The sequence below is a fragment of the uncultured Fibrobacter sp. genome, assembly GCF_947166265.1.
Lineage (GTDB): Bacteria > Fibrobacterota > Fibrobacteria > Fibrobacterales > Fibrobacteraceae > Fibrobacter.
The window spans coordinates 43,692-60,010 of the sequence record NZ_CAMVDO010000020.1; the positions used below are offsets into that span (position 1 = coordinate 43,692).

16 protein-coding genes and 1 tRNA gene are annotated in these 16,319 nt (G+C 49.9%); 10 read left to right on the forward strand and 7 right to left on the reverse strand.

The annotated features are described in order from the left end of the window. Nucleotides 1–121: 121 nt before the first annotated feature. Nucleotides 122–1,417, forward strand: coding sequence for an SUMF1/EgtB/PvdO family nonheme iron enzyme (locus Q0W37_RS10570; RefSeq protein WP_297701410.1), 1,296 nt, complete (start codon nt 122–124; stop codon nt 1,415–1,417). A 52-nt stretch (nt 1,418–1,469) separates the two neighbouring features. Continuing rightward, nucleotides 1,470–2,315, forward strand: a complete 846-nt coding sequence (locus tag Q0W37_RS10575) for a hypothetical protein (RefSeq protein WP_297701412.1) — start codon at nt 1,470–1,472, stop codon at nt 2,313–2,315. Nucleotides 2,316–2,567: 252 nt separating this feature from the next. Here the strand turns inward: Q0W37_RS10575 and Q0W37_RS10580 are convergent, their stop codons facing one another. Next, on the reverse strand, nt 2,568–3,239 hold the full coding sequence (locus Q0W37_RS10580) for a hypothetical protein (protein ID WP_297701414.1): 672 nt from the start codon (nt 3,237–3,239) through the stop codon (nt 2,568–2,570). 528 nt (nt 3,240–3,767) lie between these two features. On the opposite strand from Q0W37_RS10580, the gene Q0W37_RS10585 reads away from it, so the two are divergent. Then, nucleotides 3,768–6,320, forward strand: coding sequence for an AAA family ATPase (locus Q0W37_RS10585; protein WP_297701417.1), 2,553 nt, complete (start codon nt 3,768–3,770; stop codon nt 6,318–6,320). Nucleotides 6,321–6,347: 27 nt separating this feature from the next. Here Q0W37_RS10585 and Q0W37_RS10590 read toward each other — a convergent pair whose 3' ends face one another. Beyond that, entirely contained in the window at nt 6,348–7,184 is an 837-nt protein-coding gene (locus tag Q0W37_RS10590) for a S1-like domain-containing RNA-binding protein (protein WP_297701418.1), read from the reverse strand. A 72-nt stretch (nt 7,185–7,256) separates the two neighbouring features. Between Q0W37_RS10590 and Q0W37_RS10595 the strand changes: the two genes are divergently transcribed. Further along, nucleotides 7,257–8,429 (forward strand): nucleotidyltransferase family protein, encoded by a 1,173-nt coding sequence (locus Q0W37_RS10595; RefSeq protein WP_297701420.1) that lies wholly within the window; start codon nt 7,257–7,259, stop codon nt 8,427–8,429. Between the two features lie 96 nt (nt 8,430–8,525). On the opposite strand, the gene Q0W37_RS10600 is transcribed toward Q0W37_RS10595, so the two are convergent. Next, nucleotides 8,526–8,597 (reverse strand) — tRNA-Gly (locus Q0W37_RS10600). Nucleotides 8,598–8,750: 153 nt separating this feature from the next. On the opposite strand from Q0W37_RS10600, the gene infC reads away from it, so the two are divergent. The 3 genes from infC to rplT are packed head-to-tail and all read left to right on the forward strand — an operon-like array spanning nt 8,751 to nt 9,925. After that, nucleotides 8,751–9,347 (forward strand): translation initiation factor IF-3, encoded by a 597-nt coding sequence (gene infC, locus Q0W37_RS10605; protein ID WP_173352422.1) that lies wholly within the window; start codon nt 8,751–8,753, stop codon nt 9,345–9,347. A gap of 18 nt (nt 9,348–9,365) precedes the next feature. Then, complete coding sequence (gene rpmI / locus Q0W37_RS10610; RefSeq protein WP_072800243.1) at nt 9,366–9,563, forward strand: 50S ribosomal protein L35; 198 nt, start codon at nt 9,366–9,368, stop codon at nt 9,561–9,563. Nucleotides 9,564–9,574: 11 nt separating this feature from the next. Continuing rightward, entirely contained in the window at nt 9,575–9,925 is a 351-nt protein-coding gene (rplT, locus tag Q0W37_RS10615; RefSeq protein ID WP_088627192.1) for a 50S ribosomal protein L20, read from the forward strand. A gap of 161 nt (nt 9,926–10,086) precedes the next feature. On the opposite strand, the gene Q0W37_RS10620 is transcribed toward rplT, so the two are convergent. Together Q0W37_RS10620 and Q0W37_RS10625 are read right to left on the reverse strand one after the other, a co-directional pair. Further along, nucleotides 10,087–11,358, reverse strand: a complete 1,272-nt coding sequence (locus Q0W37_RS10620) for a pitrilysin family protein (RefSeq protein ID WP_297701422.1) — start codon at nt 11,356–11,358, stop codon at nt 10,087–10,089. A 115-nt stretch (nt 11,359–11,473) separates the two neighbouring features. Beyond that, nucleotides 11,474–12,343, reverse strand: a complete 870-nt coding sequence (locus Q0W37_RS10625) for a nuclease-related domain-containing protein (RefSeq protein ID WP_297701424.1) — start codon at nt 12,341–12,343, stop codon at nt 11,474–11,476. A 192-nt stretch (nt 12,344–12,535) separates the two neighbouring features. On the opposite strand from Q0W37_RS10625, the gene Q0W37_RS10630 reads away from it, so the two are divergent. From Q0W37_RS10630 to Q0W37_RS10640, 3 genes are all read left to right on the forward strand, one after another. Next, complete coding sequence (locus Q0W37_RS10630) at nt 12,536–14,026, forward strand: ABC transporter substrate-binding protein/permease (protein WP_297701426.1); 1,491 nt, start codon at nt 12,536–12,538, stop codon at nt 14,024–14,026. Beyond that, nucleotides 14,016–14,762 (forward strand): amino acid ABC transporter ATP-binding protein, encoded by a 747-nt coding sequence (locus Q0W37_RS10635; protein WP_297701428.1) that lies wholly within the window; start codon nt 14,016–14,018, stop codon nt 14,760–14,762. Before Q0W37_RS10630 ends, Q0W37_RS10635 begins: the two co-directional genes overlap by 11 nt. A gap of 295 nt (nt 14,763–15,057) precedes the next feature. Then, on the forward strand, nt 15,058–15,675 hold the full coding sequence (locus Q0W37_RS10640) for a hypothetical protein (RefSeq protein ID WP_297701430.1): 618 nt from the start codon (nt 15,058–15,060) through the stop codon (nt 15,673–15,675). Nucleotides 15,676–15,728: 53 nt separating this feature from the next. Here Q0W37_RS10640 and Q0W37_RS10645 read toward each other — a convergent pair whose 3' ends face one another. Beyond that, entirely contained in the window at nt 15,729–16,082 is a 354-nt protein-coding gene (locus Q0W37_RS10645; protein ID WP_173382927.1) for a helix-turn-helix transcriptional regulator, read from the reverse strand. 26 nt (nt 16,083–16,108) lie between these two features. Beyond that, nucleotides 16,109–16,319: hypothetical protein (locus Q0W37_RS10650; protein WP_297701432.1), on the reverse strand; the 211-nt coding region annotated here is incomplete at its 5' end.

The window sequence follows — 16,319 nt, forward strand, 5'->3', positions numbered from 1 at the left end:
ATTTTATTTTTTGAGAAATTGCTGTATAATTCGAATTTATCAATGATACGAAATGGTTACGAAATGGGGCGTACGGCAACTATTTAATGTATCGTTTATTAAATTTTTAGGAGTGGTGATTATGAAAAGAGTGATTTCTTTATTGCTGATATTTCTTTCTTGTTCTTTTGGGGGAGACTTCTGCATTTTTGATGCTAACGGTAATTGTTTAACTACGTTGAATAAAGTGCATTCGGCTCAGAATGTTTTTCAAATAGAAGGTTTGAAAAAATATTATATAGCCGCTAAAGAAAAGAGTGTTGTGGAAAATAATTCTTATAAATCAGTAAATTCTACAAGATCAAGTGGGCGTAAGAAATGGTACGAGGTGGATTGGAATCAGGGTGTTAAACTATGCCCTGAAAAGAACTTTAATACGGGCGATGGAACTTGGGTTGTGAATGGCTCTGCACATATAGATTCTGCAAATTGTGTTTATGTAGACGGCTCGCCTTATACACGAAGCATCCTTGTTTTATTTGCAAGAAATTTAAATGACTTGACAGATGCAGATTCTAGCTGGATTTTAGTTAATCAGACAATTGTGGAATTAAGCAAGTCTCCACACAAAATATGGAATGCGTTAAGAAAAACAAATATTGTGAAGGCTAACCCTGAATCTAAATATGTAGAAATTTCTTTCACATATGATCTTATAGTTGATAAAACGGAAATTACTTTGCGGGATGCTCTTTGGCTTGAAAAAAATGGAAAAAGGGTTAAATCAAAAAATGGCTATAAACGGCAGTTGTTTTATCCGTCAAGGGATACCTTAAATTTGCTAGAATATCCTGCAGCTTATTTTCACTTGTATGCTGAATACCGTTCTGTACTTGATGGCTTGAATAGTGTGATGCGCTATAATGTTCCTTTAGATTCTGTTGATACAAATAAAACGATGTTATTTCATTCTCCAAATAAGTATAATAGAACTGTTGATGTGTATGATACTGCTGCAAATGGGTATAGAGAACCGTCTGAACAAGAGTGGGAAGCTTTGAAATTGGGCGGAAATCAAACGGTGTTTTTTTGGGGGGATTCTGCAGATGAACGGGCTTTAGGACAGTATTCCAATGTTGCTTGTATAGATGAAAATGTTGGCGTGTATCCAGTAAAACAATTTGAGAAAAATCCTTATGGATTATATGATGTATATGGGAACGCGGAAGAAAGTGTTGCCATAATATCTGGAAATCGAGTTTTCTTAGGGAACGAAGAATGTAATGCTTTCAATGCCCGTTACTATGATATTGGGAAAGCTTGTGAATTTTTAAATCGATACAAATGTAATTATTTCGATAAACCATGGCCTGTAGCAAGATTCCGTTCGTTGCATCATGGATTTCAGGGCTTGCGCTTGGTTCGTAAACTTGAGTAGCGCCGTTCCTTTCTTGAAGATTTTTTCTATTTTCGGTGAAACACGGTGCGTTATGAACTTACTTAAAACCCTATTTTTGTCTCTGGTGGCGGCCTCTGTTGCTTTTGCGGCCCCCTCCAAGGTGGCTCCGTCCAAAAATTCTACGGCGTCGATCATGGCAAGTGCCCAAAACAAGGGGTATTCCGCTCCGACGCGGGACAAGTTCCTCAAGAGCTGCAAGGAAGGTGTTGAAGCTCCGATTTGTGAATGTGTCCTGAAAAAGCTCGAGGCGAAATACAGCGAGGCGACCTTCAACAAGTACGAAAGCGACCTCGCGAAGGGCAAAGAAGATGCCTCGTATGTGAACTTTATCGTGCAGTCGACGACGGATTGCGGGGAGTCCCTGGATGCAGCGTCTGCAGCCCAAAATCAGGGCGGGGCATCGGCGGGATTGGGCCTTGCGCCGGAGGATTTGATGATTTTCAAGGCGATTTTGCAGAGTCCGCTCTTCAAGGATAACTTTGTGCAGTCTTGTACCGTGCAGTCCATGGAATGGCTCGGGGCCAATCAGGCCGACAAGTCCTGCAACTGCGCCTTTGACCGCCTGACGAAGGACGATCAGTTTATCGGTAAGGTCCTCGGTTCGATGGGGGCCGGTGGTGACGACATCAACTTTGAAAAGTGGGGCTTTGATTTTGTGGAACCCTGCCTGCCGAAACAGTTCCCGGCCGAAACGGATAACGCCTTTGTAAAGGAATGCCTCAAGGCGGGCGATGTGAACAAGGCGACCTGCGAATGTGTGCTCAAGTCCATCAAGAAGGACTACACGGTGCGGAGCCTGATGAAGACCGCTTTCGAGGACCAGAAAAAGCTGGAACTGGATATCACGCTGAAAGCGGCGCAGTGCCTTTCGAAATAGCTTGAACCGTCATTTTGGTAAAAAAACTAACGGCATCCCCCCAAGGGATGCCGTAGTTGGTGTTTGGGATGTTTGGTTTCGTGTCTATAAAATAGATTTGTGGAGGGGTAAAAGGTAGGGGTAGGGTAGATAAAGTGTTGTTGTACTTTACAACACTTATTGCGTCCAGAACACCGTTTTTTTTGTTTTTTTGCGGAAAATGCCGATTTTTTTTAGAAGTAGACGATCATTTTTAGATTTTTTCAAGGTGACCTAAAAATTCAGGAGCGCGTTGATGCCGCCTCCAGCTTTATCGAAATTCACCATGGGGATTATTGAAACGGTTACTGTTTTCTTAGTTGCACCTTGGCGTTCAAGCGCCATTTGATACTCGTCGTCAGATTCGTTCTTAATAGAATATTGAGTACTGTTGGAAATTAAGATCGGAACCCCCACAAGGACCATGGGTACGCCAATAATAAGTTCTAGAGCAGCAAGGCCAAATTGTAATGTAGCTGTAGAGAATGCTTCTGCGGTTGCATCCCTAGATTCTCTATCTGAATTATGGACCGGCGAATTAAATAGATATACGCTGTGAAGAACCAATAATGTTCCAAATCCAGCCATCATCCCTCCAACAGCCATTTTGACTTTTCTCTTGCCAGAGGAGGTTCCTGTTGACTGCCCCTCATGCCACGCCATTGAGTTGTCCGGTTCAATATCCTTGCTTGGTACATTTCTGTCATGCCCTCTATTTAATACCATGCCGTAATTTTCTGATTGATCTTTGTCTTTGAGCATAGCCTTGTCGCCTACTTCTGCGTCTATTTGTTTACATGCATCAGCATTCCCGTTTTCTCCATGATTACATTCTAACTGCGTTTGGGATTCGGCGGCGTTTTTTTGGAGTTTTTGATTTTCTGTTGCAAATACAGAAGCTGTCATAATAACCAACATTATGGTTAGCAAGTGCATAATACGCATAAGTTTTACCTCTGCTCGTAATAAGCCGTTATATCATAGTCGTATCCTAACATTGGGTCCACTTCGACCCTGATGCATACTAATATACTTTCCAAAAACGAAATAAGCCAAAAGTTCAATTTTTTTTCAAGAGAACGATATTCCAAGTCGGAATGTTCCGATTTGTCATATGGGAACCTCGTTTTCGAGAGCATCTGGTGTAGGGACGTTCACTTCCTTCATTCCATATTTTCGCGGTCATAAGATTAAACACCCGTGCGTCTTATTTTGAAAAAATGATGCTGAAAAATGCGACATTTTTTGTTTTTTTAGCCGAATTTGGGCTTTTTTTTGCCGAGCGAGGCCCTTGGCACGGGTTTTGCATCTAGAAAGCGGTAAAAAAAGAAACTGTGAGCGAAATTGCCGAGTATTAACGAGGCATATTCGCGAGAGCGAGGCGATATCGTATTTAATATCTACAATAGAGCCGAGCGGTCAATGGAGGAAAATATGTCCGATTTCAACAACGATGCAGAAAAAGTTTTGGCGAAGGCGCAGAGCCTGCGTGACCGTTGCTCACATTCTTACCTGGGTGCGGCTCATTTGGCAGTCGGGCTTGTAGAAGGCCCCGATGCCACCCTGAAGAAACTTTATAAATCCAAGGGCACGAAGACCAACGAGCTTCGCGGCAAGCTGGAACCGTTCGTGCAGAAGATTCCGCGTATGGAAGGCGTGAACCCCGACGTGGAACCCGATAACGACTTGAACCGCATTTTGCGTGCCTCCGTGCAGGCGGCGCGTCAGGTGAACCGCATGGTGACTCCGGGCGACATGCTCGTGGCCTTGATGAAGTTCTCGGGCGACCGTGGCCTTGCGAAGGTGTTCGAAGACGCCCTCGGTTCCGTGGAAGTCGTGGAAACCTGGCTGTCGGACCCGTTTGCGGGTGCCGCCAATGCCGAGGAACAGTCTCCGCTGAAACTGTACGGTCGTGAACTCGTGGAAATGGCTGCCGACGGAAAGCTTTCGCCGGTGATTGGCCGTGAAGAAGAAATCCGCCGCGTCATCTTGATTTTGAGCCGAAAGACGAAAAACAACCCGTGCCTGGTCGGTGAACCCGGCGTGGGTAAGACCGCCATTGTGGAAGGCCTTGCCGAGCGAATCTATCGCGGCGATGTGCCTGACGCTCTGAAGGGCAAGAAGCTGTTTGCACTCGATTTGTCTGCGTTGATGGCGGGTGCAAAGTACCGCGGTGATTTTGAGGAACGTTTGAAAGCGGTGCTCGACGCCCTTGAAGAAGATGGTAATACCTTGCTGTTCATCGACGAAATCCACACCATCGTGGGTGCGGGCAAGACGGAAGGCTCCATGGACTTGGGCAACATGCTCAAGCCGAAACTGGCCCGTGGTGAACTGCACTGCATCGGTGCGACGACCACGCAGGAATACCGCAAGTACATCGAGAAGGATTCCGCCTTGGAACGCCGTTTCCAGCCCGTGCAGGTTGACGAGCCGAGCGAAGAGGAATCTATCTCCATTCTCCGTGGCATCAAGGACGGTTTTGATGCGCACCACGGCGTGCGTCTGCACGACAACGCGCTTGTGGCAGCCGTGAAGCTTTCGAACCGCTACATCAGTGACCGTTTCTTGCCGGATAAGGCCATCGACCTGATTGACGAGGCGGCAAGCCTTGTGAAGACGCAGATGGATACCGTGCCGGAAGCTCTCGATACTTTGCAGCGTAAGGAACTGCAGATGAAAATTGAGGAACAGGCCTTGGCGAAGGAAACTGATGACAACAGCTTGAAGCGCTTGAAAGAACTCCGCGAAGAACTCGCAACGACTGATGCGGCTGTAAAGCTGATGCAGGACCGTTGGCAGGAAAGGCGCGCGAAGAATGCCGAGTTGCAGGGCCTCAAGAAGTCCTTGCAGCAGGCGAAGGACGAGATGGAGCAGGCCGAAGCCCGCTACGACTTGAACCGCGCCGCCGAACTCAAGTACAATAAGATTGTGAACCTCGAAAAGGAAATCGCCGCGAAGACGGAAGAAATCAGGAAGTCTGCAAGCGACGGCGACCTGAGCGAAGAGGTGACCGAAGAGACCATCGCCCTCGTGGTGAGCCGTTGGACCGGAATTCCGGTGACCAAACTTTGTGAAGGCGAAAAGGCCAAGTTGTTGCACCTGGACGAACGCCTGCATGCCCGCGTGATTGGCCAGGACGAAGCTGTGGAAGCGGTTTCTGAAGCTATCTTGCGTAACCGTAGTGGCCTTAGCCGCGAGAATGCGCCGATCGGTAGCTTCTTGTTCCTGGGCCCGACAGGTGTCGGCAAGACGGAACTTGCCCGTGCGCTTTCGACTGAACTGTTTGACAGCGAAGCGGCGCTCGTGCGTATCGACATGAGTGAATACATGGAAAAGCATAGCGTGAGCCGTTTAATCGGTGCGCCTCCGGGATATGTGGGCTACGAAGAAGGCGGCCAGTTGACCGAAGCCGTGCGTACCCATCCGTACTGCGTGATTCTGCTCGACGAAATCGAGAAGGCTCACCCCGACGTGTTCAACACGCTGTTGCAGGTGCTTGACGACGGTCGTCTGACCGATGGCAAGGGCCGTACCGTGAACTTCAAGAACACCTTGATCTTGATGACGTCGAACCTGGGTGCCGCGCACTTCCAGAACCGCGCGGGCGATGCAAAGCCCGTGACGCTCAAGGAAATTGAGCCGGAACTCCGCGGATTCTTCCGTCCGGAATTCTTGAACCGCTTGGACGAAGTGCTGGTGTTCCAGAGCTTAACGAAGCCGCAGATTCGTGACATCGTAAGGCTCAAATTCAAGGGGCTTGCCGAACGCGCCGCCCGTCAGGATTTGCAGCTCACGCTGACCGACAAGGCGCTCGATGCCATTGCCGACGGCGCTTACCAGCCGGAATTCGGCGCGCGGCCGATCCAGCGTTACCTGGAAAGGAACGTGGAACGCCCGCTGAGCCATGCAATTCTCGCTGGCAACGTGAGTGCCGCAAAGCCCGTAGTCATTGACTACGACGGAACTGCGTTCACGGTAAAGTAATGCGCAGAGTTATTCTGTAGCGGATAGTTAACGGGCGGCGCGGAAACCGTCGCCATCAATGACAATCTTTCCTTCGCGGAAAAGCGTGCCCAGAATCTTCTTGAAGGTTTTCTTGGACATGCCAAATTCGCGACGGATTTCTTCGGGATCGCTGTGGTCTCCGTAGGGTAAGCTCCCACCGGCCTCTTCAAGTTTCTTGAGGATGGCGGCGGGGCTTTCGCTTTTCATAATGCCCTTGTAGCCGACGGGGGTGAGGTTCAGCGTAATCTTGCCATCTTCGGTGAAACGTTGGATGTAACCCGCCATGGTGTCGCCGATGTAGATTCGCGGCGTATTGGGAGTAACCATGAGGCGGCCCGTGTAGCGGTAATCTACAAGGAAGTCGATGTGGTCGCGTGTTACTTCGTAGGCGGCGAGCTGCACCTTTTGCCCCAGGTGAAGTTCCGAGGTGTCGGGGTCTAAAAAGCTCTTGATTTTTTCGGTAGCAACGATGCGGTTGCTCTTGTCGTCTTCAAGAATGAATACGACGCAGCGGTCTCCACGGCGGAGTTCCCCGAGCTGTTGCTTGAAGGGGAGGAAAAGGTCCTTGTTGAGCCCCCAGTCCAAAAATGCACCGTAGCGGTTGACGTCCTTGACTTCGAGAACGGCAAATTCTCCGACGGTTGCGTAGGGCTTGTCGAGCGTTGCGATGGGACGGTCTTCGGAATCCATGTAAACGAACACGTCGAGGACTTCGCCCACTTCGAGCGTGAATTCCTCTTTTTTACCGGGGAGCAGCACGCGCCCGCCCGTTTCGAGTTCCAGGTAGTAGCCCTGCGGCATAATTTCTTCGACGCGGGCGCGGTTGAATTTACCTAATTCCATAAAGACCTTCCGTTCAAGTATTTCGCAAAAAAAATAGAAAAAACTTTTCACGGAAAAAAAATGTAGATTGTGGTGCAAAACGAGTTCGGTGACTTTATGGCGCTTTCCCTGGTAAATTCGGCAATGCTTTCTGAGAATAAAAAACTGTTTGAACTTTTGCAGCTGGCTTTGGCACCCGCAGGTTCTGCGGTATCTTTTTCGCAAAAGTGGAGTGATGAAGAGTGGAATAAGATCCATGATGAAGCCCTGAAACAGCTTTTGGCCGGAATGGTTTATGGAGCAGTATGCCGTTTGCCGCAGAACTTGAAACCGTCGCTGGGACTGATGTTTCAGTGGGCAAGCGAGGCCGAAGCCATTAAGGGGCACAACAAGCTATTGAATGAATATGCCGCTCGCCTGACCGCCAAGTTTGGGGCGATGGGACGCAGAACTGCAGTGCTCAAGGGACCAGCGAATGCAAGGCTTTACCCCGATCCTTCTTTGCGTCAAGCGGGGGATATCGACCTCTGGGTAGAAGGCGGGAAAAAAAGTATTCTCAATTTGCTGAAACAAATGGGCTATGTCGTCAGCAGGGATGATGTCTTGTCTAAGCATCATGTTCACCTGCTCCCTACGGAAAATGATATTCCTGTCGAAATCCATTTTTGGCCCTCGTCGGGAAACCATAACCCGTTTTCGAATGCGCGAATGCAACGTTATCTGGAATCTGAAATCCTGAAAGCGGAAAAGGTTCCCGAAGGGTTCTACTCGCCTTCGATTCGGTTTGCCCTGGTGATGCAAATGTCTCACATCCAGCGGCATTTCTTGGGTAGCGGAATTGGCCTTAAGCAGCTGACGGACTATTACATCTTGTTGCAACGTTCGTCGGAAGAGGACCGCGCAGAAGTCGCTTCGCACCTTGCAAGTTTTTCTTTGTTGCAAATGAGTGGGGCCGTCATGTGGATTTTTGAAAATCTGTATGGCCTGGAAAAGGAAAAGTTGCTCTGCAAGTCCGATGAGCGCCGTGGCAAAATGCTGCTCGAAAAAATTCTAGACGGTGGAAATTTTGGCCGTTTTTCCAAGAAAAAATTTATCAACTTCATCCATCGTTTTCTGAATAAGCATTTCAGCGTCTTTGAAATGAGCTGGTTCAATCCTCCGGAAGTCGTATGGTGCGAAATTGATCGCTGGCGACTGTTCGCGAGGTCGATTCCTGTTCGGATTCGGTTGCGGAGAATTTCGTTGTACAATAATATGCCCGAATAGTTTTTGGGGCTTTCGCGTTCGTTTTACAATTAACAAAAAAGACCTCCTGAAGGGAGGTGAAACAAAAGAAAAGACCCTTCTAGAGAAGGGTCTAAGAGCGGCGGACCGGGATCGAACCGGCAACCATTAGCTTGGAAGGCTAAGGCTCTACCATTGAGCTACCGCCGCGAGCAAGTCCAATTATACAAAATTTTAACCATTTTCAAAGGGGTTCTTTAAAAAGTTCTTGCATTTTTTTGTAAAAAAACTATATTTACCGCCACAATAACCATTTACCAGAGGTAGCTTAACTTGGCGTTACAAAACCCCCGCGACCGCCGCATGCCGAACAGACAGAGTGACGGAACCCGCATTAACGAAGACATTCGCATTTCCCCGATCCGTCTTGTGAAAGAAGATGGCGAGGCCGTCATCATGGATACCAAACAGGCTCTCCAGATGGCGAAAGACGCCGGACTGGACCTGGTGGAAGTGTCTCCCAATGCTAAGCCGCCTGTATGCCGTATCATTAACTACGGCAAGTACAAGTTTGAACAGATCAAGAAGGCCAAGGCCGCAAAGGCCAAGCAGCACGTGGTGAAGCTTAAGGAAATTAAGATGCACCCGAAGACTGCCGAGAACGACTACCTGTACAGGATCAAGCAGGCCGCCGAGTTCTTGCAGGATGGCATGAAGGTCAAGCTTATTATGCAGTTCCGTGGGCGCGAAATGGCGCACATGGACTACGGCAAACGCCTGATGGAGCGCGCAAAAGAAGACTTGCTCCAGTACGGCGACTTGGAAATGGATTCGCGAGTCGAAGGCAACACAATGCTTTCGATTTACGGTCCTAAACGCGGTGCAGGCTCTGCCAAAAAGCAGGACCAGGCACCAAAGCCCGTAACCGAGCCCATGGCAGCAGGTGAGGCTTCAACTTAATAACCTAAAGAGGTAAAAATGCCTAAGATGAAAACACACAGCGGTGCTAAGAAGCGCTTCCGCCTGACTGGCTCCGGCCACGTCAAGTTCAAGCGTGCTGGCATGCGCCACATTCTTGCCAAGATGTCCACGAAGCGTAAGCGTAACCTGCGTAAGGGCGCTCTCGTTAAGAAAGTCGATGTTTACCATGTCAAGCGTCTGCTTGTCGTTGCATAAGGAGTGTAAGAATGCCACGCGCTAAAACCAGAGTTCCTTCCCGCGAACGCCGCAAAAACATCCTCAAGGCCGCCAAGGGTTTCTATGGCCGTCGCAAGAGCAACCTTCGCCTTGCTATTGACGCCGTAGCCCACGCCGGTCAGTATGCCTACGCTCACCGCCGTGACAAGAAGGGTGACTTCCGCTCTCTGTGGATCACTCGCTTGAACGCAGCTGTCCGCGAATATGGCATCAGCTACAGCCAGTTCATTTACAAGCTTTCCAAGGCCAACATCCAGATGAACCGCAAGGTTCTCGCCGATATGGCCGTCGCCGACCCGGCAGCATTTGCCAAGGTCGTCGAAACTGTGAAGGCTGCTTAATTGAGCTGAAGCCTAGCTTCATCTTCACGCGAGAAATTGCACCCTGCTCCTAATCGAGCGGGGTGCTTTTTTGCATCGAGGCGTTCGCCTAGAATGTCATTCCCGCGTAGGCGGGAATCTTTCTGACGGAGGTATCGGGATTTCGCTGGTCGTGGTAGCGTTTAGAAAAAATCTGCGTCGAGTTCTGTCTTCTTTCTGCCGGCGGGTTCAATGACGGCTGCTGAGAATTTGGCGGCGGCAAAAAGCTTGCCCGTTGTCTCTACGACTTCGTCTTCGCTCATGGAGTTAATGATTTTCTCGGAATGCTCCATGGAGTAGAATTCACCCAGGTGCAACACCTGTTCTGCCATGCGGACCACACGCTTTTCGGGGCTGTCGGCTCCCAAGTACATCGCACCCAGAATATTGGTCTTGGTGCGTTCGTATTCGCCCTTGTTGAATCCGCGTTTCAAGAAATTGTGGACTTCGGCAAGCGACAAGTCGAGAGCGGTCTGCAACTGGTGCGGTTCCGTGGCCAGCGATACGCCCCAGTCGGTGCAGTCGAGGTAAACGTCGGCGGTAGAATACACGGAGTAGGCGAGGCCCTTGTCTTCGCGAATCTTTTGGAACAGGCGACTGGCCATGCCGGCGCCCATCGCCACGTTAAAGAGTGAAAGGGCGCAGCGTGCGCGTTCATCCATCAGACTGCGGTCAAAACTTAAACCCCAGAAAAGGTTCGACTGTGCAATATCCTGCTTCTGCACGACTTTGACGCTGTTGTGAGCCTTATAGATGTCGGTGGGCATAGTTCCGTTCACTTTCTTTTGTGCGAATTTTTCAGAACAAAGTGCAATAAGTTCTTCGTGATTCACCTTTCCCGAGGCACAAATCAAAAGCGGAATCTCGCTAATCACCTGCTCCTTGTACCTGAGCATTTGCTTGTGGGAGAGCGCCTTGACCTGCTTGATATTTCCGGTAATGGAATGTGCGATGCCGCAACCCTTAAAATGGATGGCGTTAAAGACGTCGCCCACGATTTCTTCGGGAATGTCGTCGTAGCTGTGGATTTCTTCGATAATCACACGGCGTTCCTTTTCCATTTCCTTCTTGTCCATGCGCGGGTGCATGAGCATATCGGCGATCACGTCTACGGCGAGCGACAAGTGGCTGCGTTCAATCTGCGCGTAGAATCCCGTTTCTTGGCGGGTGGTGTAGGCTTCCAGGTTCCCGCCCTTGTCTTCGATAGCGCGGGCGATTTCAAGTGCGCTCCGGGTTTCGGTACCCTTGAATACTAGGTGCTCGTAAAAGTGGCTCAGGCCAAATTCATCTTTTGCTTCGTGACGCGATCCGCGCGGCACCCAGACGCCAACCGCGACCGAGTAAGCATGCGGCATATAGTCCGTCAAAATAGTGATACCGTTATCGAGAACTGTTTTCTTTACAATCTGTTTCATAGCTCTTTTCTCTAGTTTCTCGTCTGTAGGACCTCAGGTCCGTTCTCTCGTCTTTTAGCATATTCGTTAATCTTTCAAGGTCCCTGAGCCTGCCGAAGGGCCGAAGTCGAAGGATCTATGTCTTATTTCCTCTTGCGTTCGCATACTCCCTGTGTTGCTTCTTTACTTCTTCGCTCACGTTCATGCAACCTTGCAATTTGTAGTAAAAGTCTTCGAGCTGTTGCATCGTGTAAATCGTCTTGCGGCTTGCAATGCGCTTGAGTAGGGCGTCCTGCAATTCGCTGCAGTGGACGATGCTCCAGAATTCGTTGTCCTTGGGAACTTTTCGCAAGGTGCACCGGTCGCTGAAAACCACGAACGAAATAAAATGCGCCTGCTCGTGACGAATTTTCAGGAAATGTTCCAATGCCATAATGTGCCCGATGTTCTGGCGAATCGGGTTGTGGAACGTATGTTCGGTGTTTGCGCTCAGGTGCTGGATCCAGCGTTCGCTTTCGAGGTCGCCTGCGATTTCGCCCGAAAGGTTCTTGCTTTCGAGAACGTAGATGCCCGACTGGTGTAAAAGCAGCGCGTCGATTTCGGTGTAGCCTGCGCGGGCGGGAATGTACAAGTTTTGCATTAGCACATAGCGGCGCTTGTCGGTGTCGCAGACGCGTGCGGTGAGTGCCATCATGGCCGCTTCGCCAAAGATTCCGCGCGGGTCGTTTGCGATTCGCTCGTCGTTGAATTTCGGGTCCGGCTTAAAGAAATTCTCGCTGCGTGTGGGCGCGTGCGTAATGCCGTATCCGCCCAATTCAAAAGGCTTGTCCAACCCGCGAATTCCGTTACTTAGCCCCTTGCGGCGTTCCTGCTCAAAGTCGCGGAAAGTCTTGCGGCGACCATCGCCGTGGTACATTTTCGGATTCTTTTTCGGCGTTTTGCCCTTGACCTTAAAAAATACAAGGGCTAGCAACAGAACAATGCCGATAAGAGTCGAAAAAGTCATGCCGCAAGTATAGAAAAACCTGAAACATTCGTTGTGCGGAGCCCGAGGCTAAATAGGCTTTTCTTTTCTGCAATAGAGCCGGGTGGTCTCGGTTGCGTACGGAGCAGGCTAAGCTGTGGCTAGAGTTAGGGGGATTCTTCCCCCTTTCAAATAAGGTGACATTTTTCTAAATTTGCATCTAAGGTGAAAAAGATGCGAAAATTCCTCCTCCCAATCCTCATCGCGCTTTATGCGCTCGCCCTGGTGTCTTGCGATAGCAAGCAGGCGGTAATCCCCAATAAAGTCCACTGCGTTAATGATCTCGGCCACAAGAAGGTGGGCGTGCAGATCGGCAACACCGCCGATATTTACGCGTCTGATTTTGGCGGCGATACCGCGAAAATCGATGTGGACCGCTACACGAAACTCGCTGATGCCATTCAGGCGCTCAAGCAAGGGAAAATCGACGCGGTCTTGAGTGACGACCAGCCCGCCAAGGCGTTCGTGCGCGAAAATCCGTCGCTCCATATTCTCGACGAAGTCTTTGTCGAGGAAATGTACGCGGGCGTTGTCGCGAAGGGGAACGAAGCTCTGCTCGATTCCGTGAACCAGGCGCTCGCCGCCATGAAGCAGGACGGAGTCTACGATTCGCTCTTTAACACTTACATCTACCGCACCGGCGACTACCATTATCAAAAGAAGGTGACCAAAGGTCCGAAGCTTGTGCTCTCGACGAACGCTCAGTTCCCGCCGTACGAATACTACGAAAATGCGAAAATTGTCGGCCTCGATATCGAAATCGTGAACTACATCGCCGACTACCTGAACCGTACCGTCGAAATCCAGGACATCGAATTCGATGCGATTATCAACGCTGTTTCTTCGGGCAAGGCGGATGTCGGCTTCGCAGGCTTTACCGTGACCGAAGAACGCAAGAAGTCCATCAACTTCACGACTCCGTACACGCTCTCGAAAATTGTCGTAATTGTCCGCGGCGACGAGGCGGTGGAAAGCGACGAGAGCTTTGCCGAACATTTCCGCAAGAACTTCGTGAAGGATTCCCGTTGGAAGTTTATCGCGTTGGGCCTCCGCAACACGCTCATCATTTCGCTCTTTGCGGCACTGCTTGGCATTCTGATTGGCTTTGTCGTGGCGCAAATTCGCACCGGCAACGAATTCAACGGCCGCTACAAGGTTCTGAACGCACTGACTAAAGTCTACCTCGCCGTAATACGCGGCACCCCGATGATGATCCAGCTGCTCATCATTTACTACATCGTCTTCTCGTCGGTGAACGTGAACAAGATTCTTGTGGCGATTGTCGCGTTCGGCGTGAACTCGGGTGCCTACGTTTCTGAAATTATCCGTAGCGGCATCAAGGGCGTGGACCCGGGCCAGATCGAGGCGGGGCGCAGTCTCGGACTCAAGTTCCGCACGGTCCTTTACCACATCGTTTACCCACAGGCATTCAAGAACTCGCTCCCTGCGCTTACGAATGAATTTATCACTCTCATCAAGGAAACGTCTATTTGCGGCTACATCGGCCTGATGGACTTGACGCGCGGTGGTGACATTATCCGTAGCATGACCTACGAAGCGATGCTCCCGCTCCTTGCCGTGGCTGCCATTTACTTTGTCATTGTTGCCGGGCTTTCGGCCTGTGTTGCAAAGCTTGAAAAGAGGTTGAAGAAAAATGAACGCTAATGCAGAAACTTTAATCCAGGTCAAGGACCTTTGCAAATCTTACGGCGACAAGCAGATTCTCAAGGGAATTTCGCTCGACATTCACCGCGGCGACGTGATTGCGATTATCGGACCTTCGGGTTGCGGCAAGTCGACTTTCTTGCGCCAGCTGAACCTGCTCGAAAAGCCGACGGGTGGCGACATCCTGTTGGACGGCAAGAGCATTTTGGCGAAGGGCGTTTCGAAGCCGAGTATCCGTAGGCGCGTGGGCATGGTGTTCCAGCAGTTCAACCTGTTCAAGAACATGACAGCGCTTAAGAATATCATGTTTGCACCTGTGAAACTGGGGCTTTTGAACAAGGCGGATGCCGAAAAGCGTGCGAAGGAACTCTTGGATCGCATCGGTCTCTTGGATAGGGCGGATCATTACCCGGCGCAGCTCTCTGGTGGTCAGCAGCAGCGTGTGGCGATTGCCCGCGCCATGGCGATGCAGCCCGAGGCAATTCTGTTCGACGAACCGACGAGTGCCCTGGACCCCGAAATGGTCGGCGAAGTCCTCAAGATCATGAAGGACTTGGCAAAAACCGGCATGACGATGGTTGTGGTGACGCACGAAATGAGCTTTGCTCGCGAAGTCGCAAACCGTGTGCTGTTCTTTGCTGACGGCTACGTCAAGGAAGACGGCTCCCCCGAAGAAATCTTCGACAACCCGAAGGATGCCCGCCTCAAGGAATTCCTCTCGGCATTGAAGAAATAATTATGGTGGGGGAGGGGTGGACTTTCACTTTGTTCAAGTCCCAACTGTTCGGCTCGATCATAGCCATGCGAGCATGGCTGCGATACTCGCCTTGTGTAGTTGTCCCCCTCGCTCTAGCCACTGCTCAGCCTGCTCCGCACGCTCACATGGCCTCGGCCTTTGGCCGACGAATGTTCGCTTAGCGGCCAGGCTTTCGCTGTGTCTGCCGCAACCCCCTCGCCTAGGGGGACACCCCCTAACACCCCTGTATCACACTTTAAAATTCATTCAAGTACATTTTGTATATTTATGGATTATGAAGAAGATTAAATTTACCTTGATAGTCCTTTTGGGGCTCTCCCTTGCTGCATTTGCCGAAGAGGCCAAACCCAAGGAACACTTTGTCTTCGATGTGGGTGGCGGTTTTGCAACTTATTCCAGCCTTGCCGTTCTTGGTGGGACTATGGAGGACTTTGATTATTGCAATAATGGGAAATGCGACCCTCCCGACGAAGTTGACTACAAATCAAATTATGCTGTAGCGAGCCTTGGCGCCCGCTACATTTTCACTCCCCATATCGAGGCGGGCCTGGCGGCCTCTTACGAGTACTACAGTTCCTATGAAAGTGTTTGCGAAGGCACTGGCCATGAAATGTATTGTAGAGCGGGAGATTTCCTAGACCACTACTTAGTTCATGTCGCAGTCGAGGGCAAGTTCAACTGGTTCACGCTTTTCGACCATTTTAGGCCTTACAGCCGCGTAGGCGTCGGAGCCTTGCTTGAATTTGATGACGGGCTGGAACGAGCTGGGTTACCGTCTGTCCAGTTGACGCCTGTCGGTTTGGAATTCCCGTTTTCGTATGTAAGTGTGTATGCTGAAATGGGCGCTGGCTATCGTGGTTTCATGAGTGGCGGTATCGCTTTAAGAATCTAATCGGTATAATGTTTCGGGGCCAAGTCTCTAAGCAAAAGGGGAGACATCTCCCTTTACTTACTAAAATCAAAGAATGCCGCGGGGTCCGTTCCGAAGATTTCGCCGAGTTTTATCGCCATCTTGCGTGATACCGCCCTGCGTCCGTTTTCCATGGCACAGAGGTTTTGGACTTGAATTCCGAGTTTTTCGGCAAGGGTGACTTGCGACCAGTTGCGCAAATCGCGGTTTGCGACAATCATTTCACCGGGAGTGGAATCCAAATTCTTGAACCAGTCGGACTCCTCGAAGGGAATCGAGTCTTCGTTTTTGCAGACTGCCACGTTTTCGGGCTTGTAGGTATCCTTCAAGAACCTGACCAGCGGAGCAGGGATATGCTTCGCACGGATTTCAATACGGGGCTTTTTCACGACTGCCAACATGAAATTAAATATAATCAATTTTTGATTATTTGCCAATTATATTGGGTGCAACCAAGAAAGAATTGCTGAAGACCCTTTCGGCTTGATATCTGTTCTCCATAGTGAGAATGGTGGTGTTTTTTTGTAAAAAGAAATAAATTTTCGCGAAATTGGTAATAAATCGCCTGAAAAGGTAGTGTCAAGGGTTTTTCGCAAAAATAGTTTGTTCCAACATCAGATCTAGGC